We start from the raw sequence: 17392 nt of genomic DNA on the forward strand, positions 1-17392 counted from the left end.
ACCTCTTTATGATGTTAACAAGGTGATATCGGTTATATCCGCTTTTCCGCTTTTCAAAAAAGCATAGGTCAACTTATCCGCTTTGCAGTTAATAAATCGAATCCGCTTCATGCTCTTATTTTTGAAGAAAGTGTTGGTAAGGGTGGCGTTCTGGAATATCACCTTGGAAAATTCACAGTTTTCAAAAGAGCAGTCGTTAAATGTGCCATCGAAAACGATAGCGGTAATTTGTGTGGCGTAAAAGGTGGTGCGATTCCAAATTGCACCGGACATTTTAGTTTTCAGCACGGCACTGACTTTAAAGACCGCTCCGGTAAAATCGGCGCCGGAAAAATCGCAATTTTTTATCTGATTTGATGAGAACTCAGCTTCTTTCAGAGAACAGTCTCTGAATGAACTATTAACTAAATTAGAAGTTTGAATGTGGCTGTTGCTGATGTCGGAATTGGAGAAGTCACAGCTATCTACATTGTTGCTTTCTAGCAGAAGCCCTGACATTTCTGAACCGATAAAAAGGCATCTTTGCATGTTGGAAGCGCTGAACTTTTCACCCAGATTCTTTAAACCGGAAAAGTCCGCGTCCACCCAATTCCCCTGTGACAAATCCCAACTAGGCTTTTTCTCCTGTATTTCGGACGGCGATTCAGTCGAAGGCTCGGCGGACGCTTTTTCCATGTTTGCCGCTTGAAAGCCTTCTGAAAAATAATTCAGATCTACCCCCAAGACTTCCGCGAGCCGATTAAAAGTAATGATGTCCGGCATTGACTCGCCGCGTTCCCATTTTCCAACTGCTTGTGAACTAATGGATAGCTGTTGAGCAAGTTGGGACTGAGATAAATTTTTCTCTTTACGTGCTTCCGAAATTTTATTTCCTAACATTATTGTTGTTAACATAGCGGGTACCCTCTCCTTATGTGATTTCGTCGACGCTATTATTTTAACCAAATTCGTAGTGCATCACAATGAAAAACATGAAACTAATAGTTGTTTTTAAGACACTAGAAGTTGTATTGTAAGCTAAATGTCAGTTGTTTTTAGGCAGAGTGAGTGGATGTTCTACATTTGAATAAAAGAATTTTATCTTGGTTAACGCTAATTCAGGAGTTTTGGTGAAATGAAACGGTTTACAGAAGGCACTTTATTTAGATTTAGACCCTGTGCACACATTGGGCGTTGGTAGCCAATTCAAGGGTAGTCAGGTTTTGCCTTATCTTTCAATCTAAATCTGTTCCTTAACAAACCATAATGGATTTGGGGCGGCTAATTTTGAGATAGATTGGCAAGACTGCCAAATGAAGTGACCAATGGGAAAGACAAGCAGTGATTGGAAAGAAGGCAAAAACTATCGTGACAAACTGTCTGGACTATTGCAAAACCCCAACGCTACGAACCAAATCTCATGAGAAGGGGAATTTATTTCCGGCGGCGTTCTCGGTCGAGGTAAGTTTGTAAAATCAGGGCAGCAGCAGTGGCGTCAATATTATCTCTTATCTTCTGCCCTCGCTTACCCGAATCAATCAAACGGCGTTCCGCTTCAACACTGCTCAAGCGTTCGTCCATAAAATCTACGGGTACCGAAATGCGTCCCCCCAGTTCGGCGGCAAACACACGGGCGCGTTCGGCTTCTATTCCTTCGCGCCCATTTAACTGAATGGGCAAGCCTATAATAAGCTTGCCCACCTCATTTTGTTTCACCAATGATTCGATTTCTGTAAATACCTGTTCAGAATGTCTAACCTGAATTACACCCGCAGGGGATGAAATCAAACCAGTTTCATCACTGAGCGCAAGCCCGATTCGCTTGCGACCCAGATCAAGAGCAAGGTATCTCATTTTGCCTCAATAAACATCAAGCCTTTGGCGTTGGTTGTGTTAACTGACCACTGGTAGAAACGGCTTGATAATCAAAAACCGGCTTCAGATCAAGCTTACTGGCATCAGGCAAAGTACCTGTAAAGCCGCTAAAATTCACATCAAACAGGTACTGGTTATATTTTTGCAATATTGCGGTGCGCGCTTCTTCTGGCGATTTACCAGCGCCAAGCGTTGCAATATCCTTCTTCATATCATCGGTCAAAGGGCTGTACAGGGTGGCAGTAACCGGCACAACATATATTAGTCTGCCGTTTTCTTGGTTGACCTGTCCATCCCCTACAAACTTCAAGCTGGTAGGGTCAATTTGCTGGCGAGGGTCTTTTACCAAGGCACTCCGAACCGCATCCGCTAAAGCAGTTTGATTATAGATATAAGCTTTTTGTGAGACAGAACAGGTCCCGCTGAATTCTGCGGCTTCATCTCCCACATTCTTGGAAAATTGGCATTGATTATCAGCAGCGTTCAAGAACTGGATACCTTGCGTATTCGGGTCATAGCGACCTTGCAACTCTTGTTTTGCCTGAGCGCGAGCATCTTCAACCAGCTTTTGCTCTAAAGCCGCTCTATCCTCTTTGGAAACCACCTGCACCTTGCGTTCGGTTCCACCTGTTACGGGTCCAATAGATGCGCCTAGCGAATCGGTCAAGAAAACGCGCGAAGCTCCTTCAAAATTACCGGATGAGCCGGCGGCACTCGCTTGAATTTGCCCAACAGCCCTACCAACTGCCCCGGTAAAGGGATCACCAGCCGGGATGGTCACAGCGCTTATTAAACGATACTGCACACCGCTGCGCTGATTGGTGTATATTACCGCCCCTGCCCCCAAAGAGCGAGGACTTGCGCCGCTATTCACAAAACTAGCTTGCCCTTGCGCTACGCCATCGGCTTTCAACAGCGAACCAAACGCCGGCCATGTACCGGTTTTAGTAATCTTTCCGGTGGTTACTTCCGTTACATTCAATCTACCGGGAGTCACACCTTGCGGCTGATCGGTCGGATTCGAAGTTGAGCTACTGCCACTAACTACTGTCGGGACGGCGCTAACACTGCTTGTATCTAGCAAAATCGGCACTGTATTGGTAACCTGTGAGGTAGCCAGTATCAGATTAACCCGTTGTAAATTTCCGGTTGAAGCATTGCCATTACCCTGATTCTGACCACCCCCTAGCGTTATTAATAACAAACCGATCAGAATTATAAATGCCCCCGCTACTCCCACCAAGGCGAACAACCCGAACCTATTTTTGTCACGGGCACGTTGGCTTTGAACATCAGGGGGTAACGGAGTACGTCCCATGGATACAGACGCAACAGCTTCTTTTGGGGCGCGGTTGCGAGGTAATAGACGACCAAAATTAGCAGTTAAGCCGGTAGCCATTGCCGCCAAGCCTGCCCCTTTAGGAGTGCGCTTACCTGTATCATCAAAAGTGTCGGCAGTTTTCTTCCGGCTGCGTCCAATATCGGCACTCCTACGAACCCCACTGCGCTGTTTGAAATCGGCGGCGGCATTATCCGAGGTAGTACCCAGTACCGAAGGAACATCATCATCCTGTTCATCGGTTAGGTCAAACGGGAATTGAGCAGTATTGCCTTCGTCACCAATCGGGGCTTCATCACCAAAATAGCCGAATTGTGCCGCTTCTTCATAGGTCATAGTTCTCGCGCCGCCGCTATCAAAGTCGGTTGAAGGAGCTGGTTTAGGAGGCGGAGAGTCTAATTCTAAGAACGAGCCCAATGTCTCACGGGGAGTGTCATTGATATCCTGTTGCAGAAAATTCACCGGAGGAGGTGGTGGAACAGGGCGTGACATCATATCCGGCACTTGTATATTGGGCATTTGGTTAAAAAATTCTTGGGTTGGGCGGCGTAACGGTTGCGTAGGTTCTAGCGGTGGAGGGGGTTGAGTCTGAGTTACAAAACCCTGCGGCACTCCATTAAATACACGGGTTGGTTGCTGAGAAGGAGTCTCACCGAAATTTGCAAACAAATTATCATCATCACTAGAATCGGCAGAAGGAATAGATTGGCTGGTTATACCATCACTCTTATCAGTCTGAAAACCCAACAATTTTGCAAGACCTTGCGCAGTTTTGCTGCCGCCCGAAAATGTTAGATTGATGCTTTCCTCGCGAACCACTCGCCGAAGCATATTGAACTGGTCGAGCGTTTCTAGCGCGCGGGTTTTACCGGGCAACATAACCAGCACATCTTTTGTGCGTGATTGCCGCAGCCGATTAATTACCGAATCTAAATCTTCTTCAACGCCGACCGTTATTGTTTCCTGGGCCATGGCTCAGAATCCTCCTGCCCCAATCTAAGAAGCCTTAAAACGAAAGCTATAGCTGATTATAATTCCGGGTGTTATCCGCTAAGGCTTCTGCCGACCCCAACAAAATCTTATTTAATAGTGCCCCGAACCAACCCTATCGTGAGGGATAGAGCTTCATCGAGTTTCTCCGGGTCGTTTCCGCCACCCTGCGCCATATTAGGGCGACCGCCAGCCCGACCACCAACCTTCTCTGCTATTGGCGCAATAATCTTTCCGGCGTTTAAACCTCGCTCTACGAGATCAGGCGTAACCATCACCAGCAAAGAGGGTTTTTCCTTGATAACCGCCCCAATAGCCACAACTCCGCTCTTGAGGCTATCGCGCAGTTTATCGCCGATGCTTCGCAGCACGTCAGCATTGGGCGCATTTACCTTAGCCGACAATACCCTGACACCTTCAACCTCAACCACACTCTTTAAAAGCTCACTGGACTCTGCCAGCGCCTGCTTTTGTTGGAGCAATGCCAGTTCGCGTTCGGTGTCACGTAATTTTCGTTTAAGTTCGATTGCTTCATCAACTAGTTGTTCAGGGCGAGCTTGCAATACACTCGCTAGCTTGTCTACCAGTTGCAACCGTTCTCCGATATATTTTTCCGCGCCTCTGCCGGTAACCGCTTCAATTCGCCGCAACCCGCTTCCAACGCTTCCTTCGTTAGAAATAAGCAGCAAGCCGATTTGACCGCTATTCTGGAGATGCGTTCCGCCACAAAATTCCTTGCTATAATCCCCAACGCTAAGAATGCGCACTACCTCACCGTACTTTTCACCGAACATCATTACGGCGCCGCTCTTTTTAGCTTCATCAATGGGCAGCACATTAACCGTTACGGGCAAACTGGCGCGGATTTTGTCATTTACAATTTGCTCAACCTGTACCAATTGCTCGGCAGTTACCTGATTTGGGAAGGTAAAGTCGAAGCGCAACCGCTCCGGTGAAACCAACGAACCGGCTTGCCCTACATTATTTCCAAGCACATCCTTCAAAGCCTGATGCAGAATATGCGTGCCGGTGTGGTTGCGAGCAGTATCTAGGCGGCGCACTTCATCCACTACGGCGCGAGCTTTTTGCCCCTCACCGATAAAGCCTTCCACTACCTTACCCTGATGTGCTACTACATCGCCAACCGGTTTGTAGGTATTTTCAATCTCTATCCGCCCAAACTCAGTTTCGATATAGCCCGTATCGCTTATCTGACCGCCGCTTTCTACATAAAAGGGCGTTTGCGCCAGCACAATTTCAGCGTCTTGCCCTGCATCGGCACTCTTGACACGCTTTCCATTGACCAGCACTGCCAGCACTTCAGTTTCCAAACTGGTAGTTTCATAGCCCTTGAAAGGAGTTTTCTGCAAACCTAGCGCTTTATAATCCTCTAGGTCAACCCGCGCTACCTTCCAGCGATCGGGATTAGTACTGGCTTCAGAATGCTTTTGCTTCGCCCGCTCAAAACCTTCCCAGTCAATTTCAAAACCGCGTTCCTCGGCAAGTTCGCGTGTTAGATCGGGCGGGAAGCCATGTGTAGCCAATAGGTCGAAAACATCCTCACCACTGACAATTTTGGTATCAAGCGGGTTATTTTCGATAAGTATCTCAAAACGGTTCAAGCCCATTTGTAAGGTATGCCCGAATTTCTCTTCCTCATCCGCCAATACCGCGAACACATGGTTCTTGCGCTCGATAATCTCAGGGTAAATATCGCCCAGCATATCCATTACAACTTGGCTGGTATGATGCATAAAGGGTTTATCCTGACCTAACAACCGTCCGTAGCGAATAGCACGGCGCAAAATCCGGCGCAAGATATAACCTCTGTCCACGTTACCGGGCAGCACTCCATCGGTAATCAGCATGGTGGCAGCGCGGCTATGATCGGCAATAACCCGTAGGCTTATATCATCTTTCTCATTCGCCCCATAACGTTTTCCGGTAATATCGGCGGCGCGTTGGATAATCGGCTGGAATAAATCGGTGCTATAAATTGAGCTAACACCTTGCAAAACCAGACTCAGGCGTTCCAGACCCATTCCGGTGTCAATATTCTTGCGCGGCAGCGGAGTATCCACCCCATGCGTATCGCGGTTGAACTGCATAAACACCAGATTCCAAATTTCAAGATAACGCGGCGAATCACCAACCCGCGCATCGGGGTCAGGGTCGAACTCAGGTCCTAAATCATAATAGATTTCGCTGTCAGGTCCGCACGGACCGGTTTTACCCACCGGACCCCACCAGTTATCTTCAATTCTGGTAATGCGGCTGGCAGGAAGACCGATCATTTTAGTCCATAACTCTAGCGCCTCTTCATCGGTAGGAAAAATTGAGGGGTAGAGTTTATCTTCCGGCAGTTTAAAAACTTGAGTCAGCAATTCCCACGCGAAGGAAACTGCCCCTTCTTTGAAATATTCGCCAACTGAAAAGTTTCCGAGCATTTCAAAAAATGTCAGATGGCTTGGGTCACCCACTTCATCAATGTCAACGGTGCGAAAACACTTCTGTACGGTCGTGAGACGGCGGTGAGGAGGCGTTTGGACACCCAGAAAGAAGGGAGTCATTTGTTGCATCCCGGCAGTCGTCAACAGAACCGTCTTGTCACCGGAAGGTGGGACAAGCGAAGAACTGGGCAAATGCAAATGCCCGTTTTTGACAAAGTAGTCTACATAAGTTTGTCGGATTTCTCGACTACGCATAAAGCCCCTATTCTAGTTAGCAAATCGCTTAGTTAATTTTATGCCAGTTATTATTTATTGTCAAGTTGTTTTCAGTGTGTTAAGCTCAAATTTAGGGATAAGTAATCTAAAAGCTGTCAATTCAGCATGAACTTTTAGAAAAATCTCTTTACTTGACCGTTCATGCTAAACTAAAGTTGTATTTTTCACTTTAGCAGAGTTCATCATTATAATGAGTAGGAGGTTTCAAAATGCCTTCAGACCCAAACACGCCAGATAATCAACCCACACAACCCAATTCTGATACACCTAGTATAGCAGACAATCAAACTCAACCAAACAACTCTTCTGCACCACTTTCCGATAGTGGCGCGGATCAGAGTAATAACAGCCCAACTTTTGGCGCTTATAGCGATGGCGTGGTTTTCCTTTTACCACCCGATAATGACCAAAATCTTCGCCCACGCATAGAACGCGATAAACAAGGTGAGCCGGATTCCGCAGAAGGCTTGCTGGCAGATGGCGTATTTCCAGAGGATGACGGCAGCACTTCTACCGATCCCAATAATCTGCAAGAAAGCTCAGAGGCTACCAGTGCGGAAAGCGGTTCGGTTGGCGCATTTTCGGCAGGCGGTTCGGCTTTCGATATAGTCTTTAAAAGTAGCCCTAACTGTTGGCAAGGTCGTAATGGGCTAACCGCCATCGCAATAGTTGACCATATTATGCAAGGCACCCTCGATGCTACTACGGGTTGGTTCATGAACCCAAGCGCAGAAGCCAGTACCCATTTTGGAGTTGGTAAAGACGGTCGAATTATCCAGTACGTGCGTCTTGAAAATAGCGCGTGGGGCAACGGTCCGATAAATAAACCAGACCCAAATATTGAGTGGTTAGCAGATGCAATAAGCAAAGGCATTAACCCTAACCGATTGACAGTTTCAATTGAGCATGAAGGCAAAACAGGGGAAGCCTTTACCGAAACAATGTATCAGGCAACTTTTTTCCTCCACAAACAAATCATTCGTCAGCTTAATATTCCGGTTGACCGCCACCATATAATCGGGCATTACCAAATTGATTCGGTAAATCGCCCGCTTTGTCCCGGCAAAGGCTTCCCGTGGGATAGATTAATGGCAGATTTGAAGGCAGAGTTTAACCAACCTGCCGCCAACCCCCAACCTGCTACACAACCCCAAGGTGACCCGCCCGGCTACACCGATCTCCCGTTTGGTCCCGGCGCAGTGGCATTTAACAACGCTTATGTTCGTGCCTATCCCTCTTTCGACCCCTCAATAGGCGCGGTTCAACGAAAACTCACAAAAGATACAATGCTCCACTTTGACGGCTATACCGATCAAGGACCTGCTTTTCAGGGCAGCACTCGCTGGTACAGAATCAACCAGCAAGACGGTGGCGGTTGGATTCACGCCCGCATGATAAGCTAATTAAGCTAATTAAAAGACCGGACTACGCCATTGTAGCCCGGTCAAAAATATTTGAAATCAGAATAAAGTCTTAGCTGGCTCTACGGGTTGACTTATCAAGTCTTATACCCATAAGTTTGGCTTGTTTCTCTATAGCTTTAATAATACGTTGATGTCTCGGTGTTAAAAGTTCCGCACGCACGGTTGGGTCTTCATGATAAATTTGCTCTGCCCAAACGTGGTTATAATCCGGCAGAACGCTTAGATGAAGGCTATTTGCGAACGGGTAAGTGATATAGATATACTTCCATAATTCACGGTCAGCACGCAGATTCAAGGGTAATGCCATATTTTCAAGCTCCTTTGCTTAAAAAAATTAATGTCGGCGCTAATTCTATAAGAAGAAATTTTCCAAACCTGACATCAATGCGCTACCAACCACATTGTTAGCGGCTACTATCCTACTATGATAGTAATACTGATGCCCATCCAGACCTCATATCTCTGGTCGACTCAATTGCACATATGTAACAATTGTTGAAGTGCGTTTGTGCAATTCATAACAATGTTACAACAATTATAGTAAAAAAATTATATACCTATCTCAACGCTTTTACAACAAAATTTTAATAAAAATGTCATTAATAAAAGCCAAGATGAATATACTCTAACCTTGCAACCACAAAAGCTGGTAAATATCCAAGCTAACCGCTTCGTTCGCCCGGTATTTAATCCCACTCAGCAAATCCAGATATTCTTGCCCATGATCAGCGCCTATAATGCTAGAAATAGAAGCAAGAGTTTGCACGCGGTCTGTCACATTCAGGAGGCACAGAATCCGCTCTGAACCATCCGGCGCAGTTCGCTGCAAGGCAAATATAGCGGGTGAAGTTTCCAAAAGCTCTTGCGCGGCATTGGGATGAAAGGTTTTATGCCTTGCCCTTAAGTGCAAAAGCTCTGTATATGCCTCGAAAATCCGCGCCTCTCTAGTTGACGAGTCTGCCAACGCCGCTTCCAGTTCGGGCAGTTTAAGCTTCTGACGATTAAGCGTGCGCGCGCGTCCGGTTTGCGCAAAACCCTCCTGCCAACTTGGCGAGCCGAACAAGCTGTGAAAATAAATTCCCGGCATCCCCTGAAAGGATAGCAATATCGCTTGTGATGCCATAAATCGCTTGATTTTAATTTCCTCGCCCTCGGTAGGGTTAGATAATGCATCAAAGTACGTTATGTTAAGTTCATAGGGGCTTTGGCTACCGTCAGGGTTGTTCTTATAACTTACCTGCCCGCCGTGCTGCAAAGTAGTCGCCACTAGATTCTCAATCTCAGCATCACTCAGGATGCCCTTTGCCGGAACTACTCCTATACCATCATGCGAAGCTAGAAAGTTAAAGAAAGTGGTTTGCGCAGAAGGGGCAGCCAAATCTCTCGCCCACAGCCTGAGTTTGCTCGAATCTCCCGTTAACAGGGTGTGCAGGGTCAGTGGTACAAGCGGGAACTGGTACACCATTTGCGCTTCATTATAACCATCGCCAAAATAGCTGATATTATCACGGTGCGGCACATTGGTTTCAGTCACCAGCAATGTAGCAGGCGCGAGTTCATCCAGTACGGCGCGCCACAGTTGCACTACCGCATGCGTTTGGGGCAAGTGAATACAGTTTGTGCCAACCTCCTTCCACAAATAACCAATGGCATCCAGCCGAATCAAACTTGCACCTTTGGAAACATAGAATAATAGCAACTCAGTTATGTCAAGTAACAATTGAGGATTCCTAAAATTCAAGTCAATCTGATCGACGCTAAAGGTTGTCCAAACATGTTGCCTACCTCCCGCAGTTTCAAAAGCGGTTAGCAAAGGCAAAGTGCGCGGGCGAGTTACGCCGGAGAGGTCAAGACGCGGGTCAGCAACAAGAAAATAATCTTGGTAAAGCGACTCCCCTTTCAGAAACCCTTGAAACCAAGCGCTACTGGCAGAAATATGATTAATCACCGCATCGAACATCAGCTTGAAATCGCCCTCTAGCACGGCAATATCGCCCCAGTCGCCTAGATTGGCATCAACCTGACGATAATCAACCACCGAAAAGCCATCATCGCTGGTATAGGGGTAAAAGGGCAGAATATGTACGCTATTGGTCAAACCCTTCAAATGGGAGGCGAGGAACTGATGTAGGGTGGCGAGGTGGGTTTGCCCCTCCTGCTGCACCTGATCACCATAGGTAATTAAGATTGCGTCTTTCTCGCTGAATCGCCCGGCTGGGTTTGGCGGACGTTCTTTTAGAAAGGCATATTTCAACAGAAGCTTTTCCAGCTTATCGAAAGTTTCTTGCCCTAATTGAGCGCCGTAAATAAACTCCAGTTTCTGCTTGATTTGACCGATTCCAACCATTTGTCGTTCTCTCTTGCTACTACTATCCTACATTAATAGTAGCAAAGTATAGAGCGCATAACAATGGGAATTTATGGTAGTTTCGAGTATAATTTCGGGCGTATTGGTTCATTTAATCATATGTGGGGAGTAAAATAAATGTGCTATGACGATAAAGCGCAACCGCCGATTCCACCGGGTGCGGGTGGTTCGGCACAGGGCGAAGAATTGATTCTGGAAGCCGCCGACGGCAACAAGTTTTTGGCATTTGCGGCGCATCCTGCCAAGCCAGGCAAAGCGGCAGTACTGATTTATCCCGATGTGCGAGGTCTGCACAACTTTTACAAAGAATTGGCGCTACGTTTCGGGGAAATTGGCATTACCGCGCTGGCAATAGATTATTTCGGGCGTACCGCCGGGCTAACCTCACGCGATGAATCCTTCGAATTTATGCCCCATGTCCAGCAATTACTAATAGACAACTTCTTTCAGGATGTAGCAGCGGGCTTGAGTTACTTACGTCAACAAGGTGAAGCTGGTTCAGCTATATTCGTGGTGGGTTTCTGTATGGGCGGTTCGCTTACGCTGGTTAGCGGCACAAATAAAGAGTTCGGTTTCGCGGGACTAATTCCATTTTACGCCGGGCTAACTCGAAATTTTGGAGGCAGAGGCACAGCCCTTGATCTAGCGGATAGGGTGAGTTATCCGGTGCTAGGTTTGTTTGGCGGTAACGACCCCGGAATCCCTGTAAATGACGTAAATGCGCTGGAAACAAAGTTACGCGCTACTGGGATTGAAACCAATATCAAAATCTACGAAGGTGCGACTCACAGCTTCTTCGACCGTCGCTACGAAGAATTCGCCGATGCTTCCGCCGATGCATGGAATCAGATATTGAGCTTTATTTCATCTCATTAATCTAAATGGCGCATCCTATCAAGATGCGCCATACTTTTACTTTCAGGGCTAATACCGATGACGCACTAGCGCATAATAGGAGGGCTACGAAGTGTCGAAGAATAGCAGGGCACCCTCCCTTCCTTACCTACTCGCCTGAACTTCTACTTCCGAGACACTTTATCTAGCCGCTGCTTCTCGTCCTCGGTGAGTCGCCAGCCCATTGCTCCGGCATTTTGTTCGGATTGACGCGGATTCTTTGCACCAGGAATCGCTACAATCAGTTCGTCCTTTGAGAGTAACCAGTTCAAGGCTACCTGTGATGGGGTTTTATCGCGTTCTAAAGCTATTGCCAGCACCTCGCGAACTACCGAATCAGCCTTTGCCAAACCAGACGCTCGAAAATCGGGCATGAAACGGCGTATTCCCGGTACGGCTTGTGCCGCTGTTCCACTATATTTGCCGCTCAACAAGCCTTTTGCCAATGGACTGTAGGCAATCAGTGTGATGTTCAAGCGGCGGCAAGTTTCCAGCACTCCGTTTGCTTCTGGCTTGCGATATAGCAAGTTATATTGCACCTGATTGGAAGCCAAAGGTACTCCCATTTGTTTGAGCAGCGAATAAGCCTGCTTCATTTGCGGGGCGTTATAATTGGAAATACCTACCGCGCGAACCTTACCCGCTTTGACCGCTTTTGCCAGCCCATTCATAAGATCGGACTGACTAATAAGGCTAAAAGGCCAGTGAATCTGATATAAGTCAACCGTTTCCAAACCGAGTCGCTTGAGGCTATTGTCCAACGCTTTTTCAAAAGCCGCTACGTTCAACCGTATCGGCAAAGGCGCGTACTTGGTGGCGACAATCGGCTTTTTTTCACTTTTCCTGACAGCTTTGCCTAGCAATGTTTCAGACAAGCCCTTGCCGTACACCTCGGCGGTGTCGAAGAAACTGATACCATTCTCCATGCTAGCTTTAAATGCGGCATTTACGTCAATGGCATTGAAATTCGCGCCGTATTGCCAGATGGTAGTATCGCCCCACTGCCATGTACCTGTGCCAATAGCAGAAACCTCGACTGTCGATCCACCTAATCGGCGCATATCAGTAGCAAGCAACATTTACTTTAACCCCCTATCTAATTCTTCCAGAAATAGCTTCTCTATTGTAACAGTTTGGTCAGCAATCTTAAAAATTAAGCCTCTATTTACGAATGTGCTAAACTTAATTGTAGAAAAGGAGGCTATTTCGAGCTATGAATTATCGTCAACCTTATAACGTTGTAAATAGCGGAATGCCCGGTAGAAACACTGTAGGATGTGCCCTTGGTCTTATCATGACTGTGTTGGGAGCAAGTGTTTCATTTGCCTTATTGAAATTCCCATTACCTGAAAAAATCGAGCCTTCGGTCTTTTTTCCGGCTATGATACCCTTGATAGTCGGTTTTATCATTGGCTACCTAATGTATCTTTCGCTGCGGGTAGCACGCCAATGGGAAAAAGCTATAGTCTTGCGGTTAGGGCGTTACAGCCATACTGCCGGACCCGGCATCTTTTTCCTTTTACCCATTGTGGACACCATAGCGGCAATGATTGATAGCCGGGTACAACTTACCCCCTTCAAAGCAGAACAAACCTTGAGCCGTGATACCGTTCCGGTTGATGTCGATGCAGTGCTGTTCTGGTTTGTGTGGGACGCGCAACGAGCTTCGTTAGCTGTCTCCGATTACGCACAGGCAGTAAGTTGGGCAGCCCAGACCGCGTTAAGGGATACTATCGGCAAAACTGAATTGTCGGCTTTGCTGGCAGGACGCAGCCAAATCGAATTTGAACTTAAGAAAATAATTGATGAGAGAACCGAACCATGGGGTATAACGGTGCAATCGGTGGAGATGCGCGATGTGCTGATTCCGGTTGCGCTCCAAGATGCCATGTCCAAAGAGGCACAGGCGCAACGAGAACGTCATGCTCGTGTTATTCTCAGCCAAGCCGAAGTGGAAGTGGCGCAAAAGTTTAATCAAGCAGCGGAGATTTACGCTTCCAGCCCTACCGCTTTGAGCCTGCGTTCGATGAATATGCTGGCAGATGCGATCAAAGAGCGGGGCGCGTTGGTAATCGTCCCCAATAATGCAGTTGAAACCCTCGGTTTAGGTACAATCAGCGGGTTTAGCGCCTTGGCACAAACTCAGCTAAAACAAAGCGGTATTACACCCCCTGAACCTATCTTGGATATGCGACCGCCCGAAGTACCGCCGCAAATGCCGCGTCAGATGCCGCCTCAACAACCGGGTAATCCTAGCCCCTACTCACCGTGGCCACCAAACCAGCCGCCCAAAATTTAAGGGATTTTCAGCTTGCCGCTCTTACTTTTGAATAAGAGCGTCTTTTCATTTGCTCAACCTAAAGCGCGTACCAATATTTCCAGCCCTTTGAAAAGCATTTCAGGTTCGGTAAGACACGACACCATAATATGCGCGCCCGCCCCTTCATAACCGTAATAATAACCGGGGTGTACCAGCACCCCTTGTTCGAGCAGGTAAAGCGCCAACGCCTCCTCATCACTCCAAGTTTCCACCTTTGGAAAAAGATAATAACCGCCGTCCGGTGGAATAACCTTTAGATAACGGCTATGCCCCATGATTTCTATTGCCCTAGCTAGGCTATCCCGCACCCGCTGCGTCATCGCTGTAACAAAGGGCATACCCTGTTCAAATAGCGTCGGAAGCATATATTGAACCAGTGAGCTTGCGCTTAAATAGGTATCATTCAATAGTTCCAACCTGTCGCGATATTCGAGCGCAGACCCAGAAAGAGCAATCCAGCCTAACTTCATATCAGGCAAAGCAAAAAGTTTGGAAATACCGTTTAGGTGAAATATGGGCAAAGTGGGATGAAGCGCACCGAGTGGGGGAGTATGGGTTGTTCGATAAGTAAATTCGGCAAATACCTCATCGCATATAATCGGCAAACCGATTTCTTCCAACACCGCTTGCGCCGATTGTATTATCATTCCGGTTGGGTTGTGCGGGGAAATCAATAATATTGCGCGGGTATGCTCATCAACCTGTTCTCTCAAACTGTCCGGTATTAGCGCCCAACGCGCCGCCTCATCCATACGATAAGAGCGCAATTCCACATGGTGTATTGCGGCAAGATACTCGAACAGGGGATATGTAACCTCTGGCATCAGCACATTATCGCCGGGTTGGCAGAGCAGCGCAAAAAGATGCGAGTAAGCTTCGCTGGTGCTGGCGGTAATAAAAATATTATCTACGGATAAGGATAAAGGAGGAGTGCGAGAAGCATAATAGTGTGCAATAGCTTCACGTGCAGGCAGCCAACCAAAGGGGTCGGGCTTGTAGAGTCGCGTTTTCCAATATCCGATTGAAGCAGTCTGTAATATTTCAGGGGGAAACAACAAGCCTTGCGAAGTCGGATTACTGCCGGTAAGGTCGAGGTAACCACCTTCTAACTGTTTGCGGCGGCGTGCTATTTCAAGACGGTTTGGGGTTAGATCGCCTTCCGCGAAAAAGCCGGTCATGCGCTAGTACTCATCATTTTAATTCAAGGATTGGTATAACTCTAGCGTGTCGGCAGCTGCCTTTTCCCAAGTATATTGGGCGGCACGTTCTAAGCCTTTGATCCGTAATTCATCTATCAACTTGTGATCTCCATCAAGACTGGTAAGAATCTGCCTAATTCCTTGAGCGATTGAATCAACCTGCAATGGGTTACACATCACCGCAGCGCCTTCAAAAACTTCGCTCAGCGCCGAATTGTCAGATACCAGCACCGGAGTGCCACAAGCGAGCGCTTCGAGTGGTGGAATACCAAAGCCTTCGTACAGGCTAGGAAAGACGAATAAATCAGCGAGATTGTACAAAGCAGGTAAATCTTTGTCAGATACAAAATCGAGCCAGACAATCTCATTCTGCATTTTTAGTTCGGTGATACGCCGAAAAATCGGCTCGTATTTCCAACCGCGCCGCCCTGCCAGCACCAGTTTTCGCCCTTTACCCTCCGGTGTATTTATAATATTGCGCCAAGCTTCCACTAAGCGCACCAGATTCTTGCGGGGTTCAATCGTACCAACGAAAAGAGCAAATCGGGGTGGTAAGCCCAATTTTGAGCGCACTTCTTCTAAAGCTTGCGTGTCGGTGAGAGAGTGAAATTTAGGGCTTACTCCATTATAGATAACCTTTATTTTATCAGGGGGTAATTTCAACCGTTCTACCAACTCACGTTTGATGCTTTCGGAAACCACAATAATTCGCTCGGCTTGCCTAGTAGCACGAGGCACTGCCTCAGTCAGATAGCGGCGCAACTTATCGTCTGCACACTCCGGCACCACAATGAAGCTCAGGTCATGAACCGTCACAATATCTTTGCCAGAGCGATGAGGAGCCATTACAAAATCGGGGAAATGTACTATATCAAGTTTCCCAAGTTGATTTGGAAAAGGAAAGGGATTTTCAAACCGGACAACCCACTCTAGAGGAAGGGGTACACGTGCCCTTTGCCACACCCGAGTCAGAAATGGCTCGGAGAAGGGCAGACGCGCAAATGAGACAACCGGACGATACTTTATTTCAAGGCTGCGGATATAATTTTCCTGCTGGTTGGTAAGTTTGCCACCAGCATAAAATAGGACAAATTCAAGACCATGAGGTTCATTTTCCAGCAACGTAGTAACCAAACTACGGGTGTGTCGTCCTACACCCGCCGCTTGTCGAATTGCTGCCGTAAAATCTATACCAATCCGTTTCACTTTTTCCTGCTGAAAATATAAACCAATCCGCCAATAAGTATGATACTCCAATAATTTACTACTCTATCCAAAATAGCTACTGAAGCTGCCATGTTCTTCTCGACGCTGAAAGCGGTCAGAACTCCCACCACCGCACCTTCAACTGCACCCAGACCGGCAGGAGTAAAGGGAAGTGTCGTCAAAAGCGAACTGGTTAAGGCAACAAAGATTGTTACCGACAGACCTAACCCTGTTATACCCAACGCTTGCATTACAAAGAAAAGCCGCATGCCTTCCAACATCCAAATTATACCAGTCAAAAAGTATAACTTAAACAGGGTTTTGCGATGAAAAGTGCTAACTGTCCCCTGCTGGAATTTGTGATAGATTCCGTGCAGGCGTTCTGGAATAAATTTCTCTATCTTGTGGCTGTAAAAACGCAAGGTCAACAAACCGACCGCCATCCCCAGCACCAACACGCCACCAAGCGCGAAAATCAAGGACAGATCGGTGAATTTGCTTTCTACCCGGCTAAAAGCTACTGCGCCGCCAAAGCAAAGCAGACTGAATAAAACCAATAGGTCAGCAACACGCTCTCCGAAGATAGTACCAAGCGTGCGACTAAAGCTGGCATTGGCGTTCTTCTTGAGAAGATAGCCTCGGTAAGCATCTCCCAATTTGGCAGGAACTATGCAATTGACAAACCAACTCAGGAAAATTATCTCAATCAAACCGGGTAAGGGTGGTAATGTAACCCCGTGTTCTTGGTCAAAGCGGGCATTGCGCAGCAACATACGCCAGCGTATTCCTCGGATTAAAAAGGTGGAATAATAAAGCGCAAAAGCTGCCAGTAGATAGAGTAAATTGGCTTTCAGGATGTTGTCGAAAGTAGTAGCAAAGTCAATTTTGACGGTAAGAATAAAGAAAACGATGATAGCCGCCGAGATACCAAAGCCTAAAAGGGTTTTGACATCCAGAAGGCGGTCTTTGAGTGAAATATATGATGCTTCGACTTCCTGCTCATCCTCAAGCTCATCATCAAACATTTCCACGGGCAATTTCTCTTCCAAAGTATTTTTTCTCAAAATCTCTG

At 47.1% G+C, this 17392-nt stretch carries 13 protein-coding genes; 3 read left to right on the forward strand and 10 right to left on the reverse strand.

What is annotated here, in order from left to right; genetic code table 11:
* Positions 1-6 precede the first annotated feature (6 nt).
* The 4 genes from OZ401_RS10015 to alaS all read right to left on the reverse strand — a co-directional run bounded on the left by OZ401_RS10015 (position 7) and on the right by alaS (position 6888).
* Positions 7-894: a helix-turn-helix domain-containing protein gene (locus OZ401_RS10015; protein WP_341468089.1), complete on the reverse strand. Its 888-nt coding sequence runs from the start codon at positions 892-894 to the stop codon at positions 7-9.
* A 519-nt stretch (positions 895-1413) separates the two neighbouring features.
* The gene (ruvX, locus tag OZ401_RS10020) at positions 1414-1833 is read right to left on the reverse strand and encodes a Holliday junction resolvase RuvX (protein WP_341468090.1); all 420 of its coding nucleotides are present in this window, start codon (positions 1831-1833) and stop codon (positions 1414-1416) included.
* A gap of 16 nt (positions 1834-1849) precedes the next feature.
* On the reverse strand, positions 1850-4165 hold the full coding sequence (locus tag OZ401_RS10025; protein WP_341468091.1) for a hypothetical protein: 2316 nt from the start codon (positions 4163-4165) through the stop codon (positions 1850-1852).
* A gap of 107 nt (positions 4166-4272) precedes the next feature.
* On the reverse strand, positions 4273-6888 hold the full coding sequence (gene alaS / locus OZ401_RS10030; RefSeq protein WP_341468092.1) for an alanine--tRNA ligase: 2616 nt from the start codon (positions 6886-6888) through the stop codon (positions 4273-4275).
* 230 nt (positions 6889-7118) lie between these two features.
* Here alaS and OZ401_RS10035 point away from each other — a divergent pair, with 230 nt between their 5' ends.
* Entirely contained in the window at positions 7119-8312 is a 1194-nt protein-coding gene (locus OZ401_RS10035; RefSeq protein ID WP_341468093.1) for an N-acetylmuramoyl-L-alanine amidase, read from the forward strand.
* Between the two features lie 70 nt (positions 8313-8382).
* Here the strand turns inward: OZ401_RS10035 and OZ401_RS10040 are convergent, their stop codons facing one another.
* Together OZ401_RS10040 and OZ401_RS10045 are read right to left on the reverse strand one after the other, a co-directional pair.
* Positions 8383-8640 carry a hypothetical protein gene (locus tag OZ401_RS10040; RefSeq protein WP_341468094.1) on the reverse strand — a complete coding sequence of 86 codons (258 nt, stop codon included), beginning with the start codon at positions 8638-8640 and terminating at the stop codon, positions 8383-8385.
* A 318-nt stretch (positions 8641-8958) separates the two neighbouring features.
* Positions 8959-10680: a sugar phosphorylase gene (locus OZ401_RS10045; RefSeq protein ID WP_341468095.1), complete on the reverse strand. Its 1722-nt coding sequence runs from the start codon at positions 10678-10680 to the stop codon at positions 8959-8961.
* 138 nt (positions 10681-10818) lie between these two features.
* Here OZ401_RS10045 and OZ401_RS10050 point away from each other — a divergent pair, with 138 nt between their 5' ends.
* Positions 10819-11577, forward strand: coding sequence for a dienelactone hydrolase family protein (locus OZ401_RS10050; protein WP_341468096.1), 759 nt, complete (start codon positions 10819-10821; stop codon positions 11575-11577).
* A 143-nt stretch (positions 11578-11720) separates the two neighbouring features.
* Here OZ401_RS10050 and OZ401_RS10055 read toward each other — a convergent pair whose 3' ends face one another.
* A complete protein-coding gene (locus tag OZ401_RS10055) occupies positions 11721-12674 on the reverse strand; it encodes an aldo/keto reductase (RefSeq protein WP_341468097.1) in 954 nt (317 codons plus the stop codon).
* A gap of 134 nt (positions 12675-12808) precedes the next feature.
* On the opposite strand from OZ401_RS10055, the gene OZ401_RS10060 reads away from it, so the two are divergent.
* Complete coding sequence (locus tag OZ401_RS10060) at positions 12809-13894, forward strand: slipin family protein (RefSeq protein WP_341468098.1); 1086 nt, start codon at positions 12809-12811, stop codon at positions 13892-13894.
* Positions 13895-13947: 53 nt separating this feature from the next.
* On the opposite strand, the gene OZ401_RS10065 is transcribed toward OZ401_RS10060, so the two are convergent.
* Genes OZ401_RS10065 through OZ401_RS10075 form a run of 3 tightly spaced genes read right to left on the reverse strand, consistent with a single transcriptional unit; the run spans position 13948 to position 17384 of the window.
* The gene (locus tag OZ401_RS10065; protein WP_341468099.1) at positions 13948-15093 is read right to left on the reverse strand and encodes a pyridoxal phosphate-dependent aminotransferase; all 1146 of its coding nucleotides are present in this window, start codon (positions 15091-15093) and stop codon (positions 13948-13950) included.
* 18 nt (positions 15094-15111) lie between these two features.
* Positions 15112-16320 carry a glycosyltransferase family 4 protein gene (locus tag OZ401_RS10070; protein ID WP_341468100.1) on the reverse strand — a complete coding sequence of 403 codons (1209 nt, stop codon included), beginning with the start codon at positions 16318-16320 and terminating at the stop codon, positions 15112-15114.
* Positions 16317-17384: a lysylphosphatidylglycerol synthase transmembrane domain-containing protein gene (locus OZ401_RS10075; protein WP_341468101.1), complete on the reverse strand. Its 1068-nt coding sequence runs from the start codon at positions 17382-17384 to the stop codon at positions 16317-16319. The genes OZ401_RS10070 and OZ401_RS10075 overlap by 4 nt, the downstream gene beginning before the upstream one ends.
* Positions 17385-17392: the final 8 nt, after the last annotated feature.

It is taken from the genome of Candidatus Chlorohelix allophototropha, from assembly GCF_030389965.1.
In the GTDB taxonomy this organism is placed as follows: Bacteria; Chloroflexota; Chloroflexia; order Chloroheliales; family Chloroheliaceae; genus Chlorohelix; species Chlorohelix allophototropha.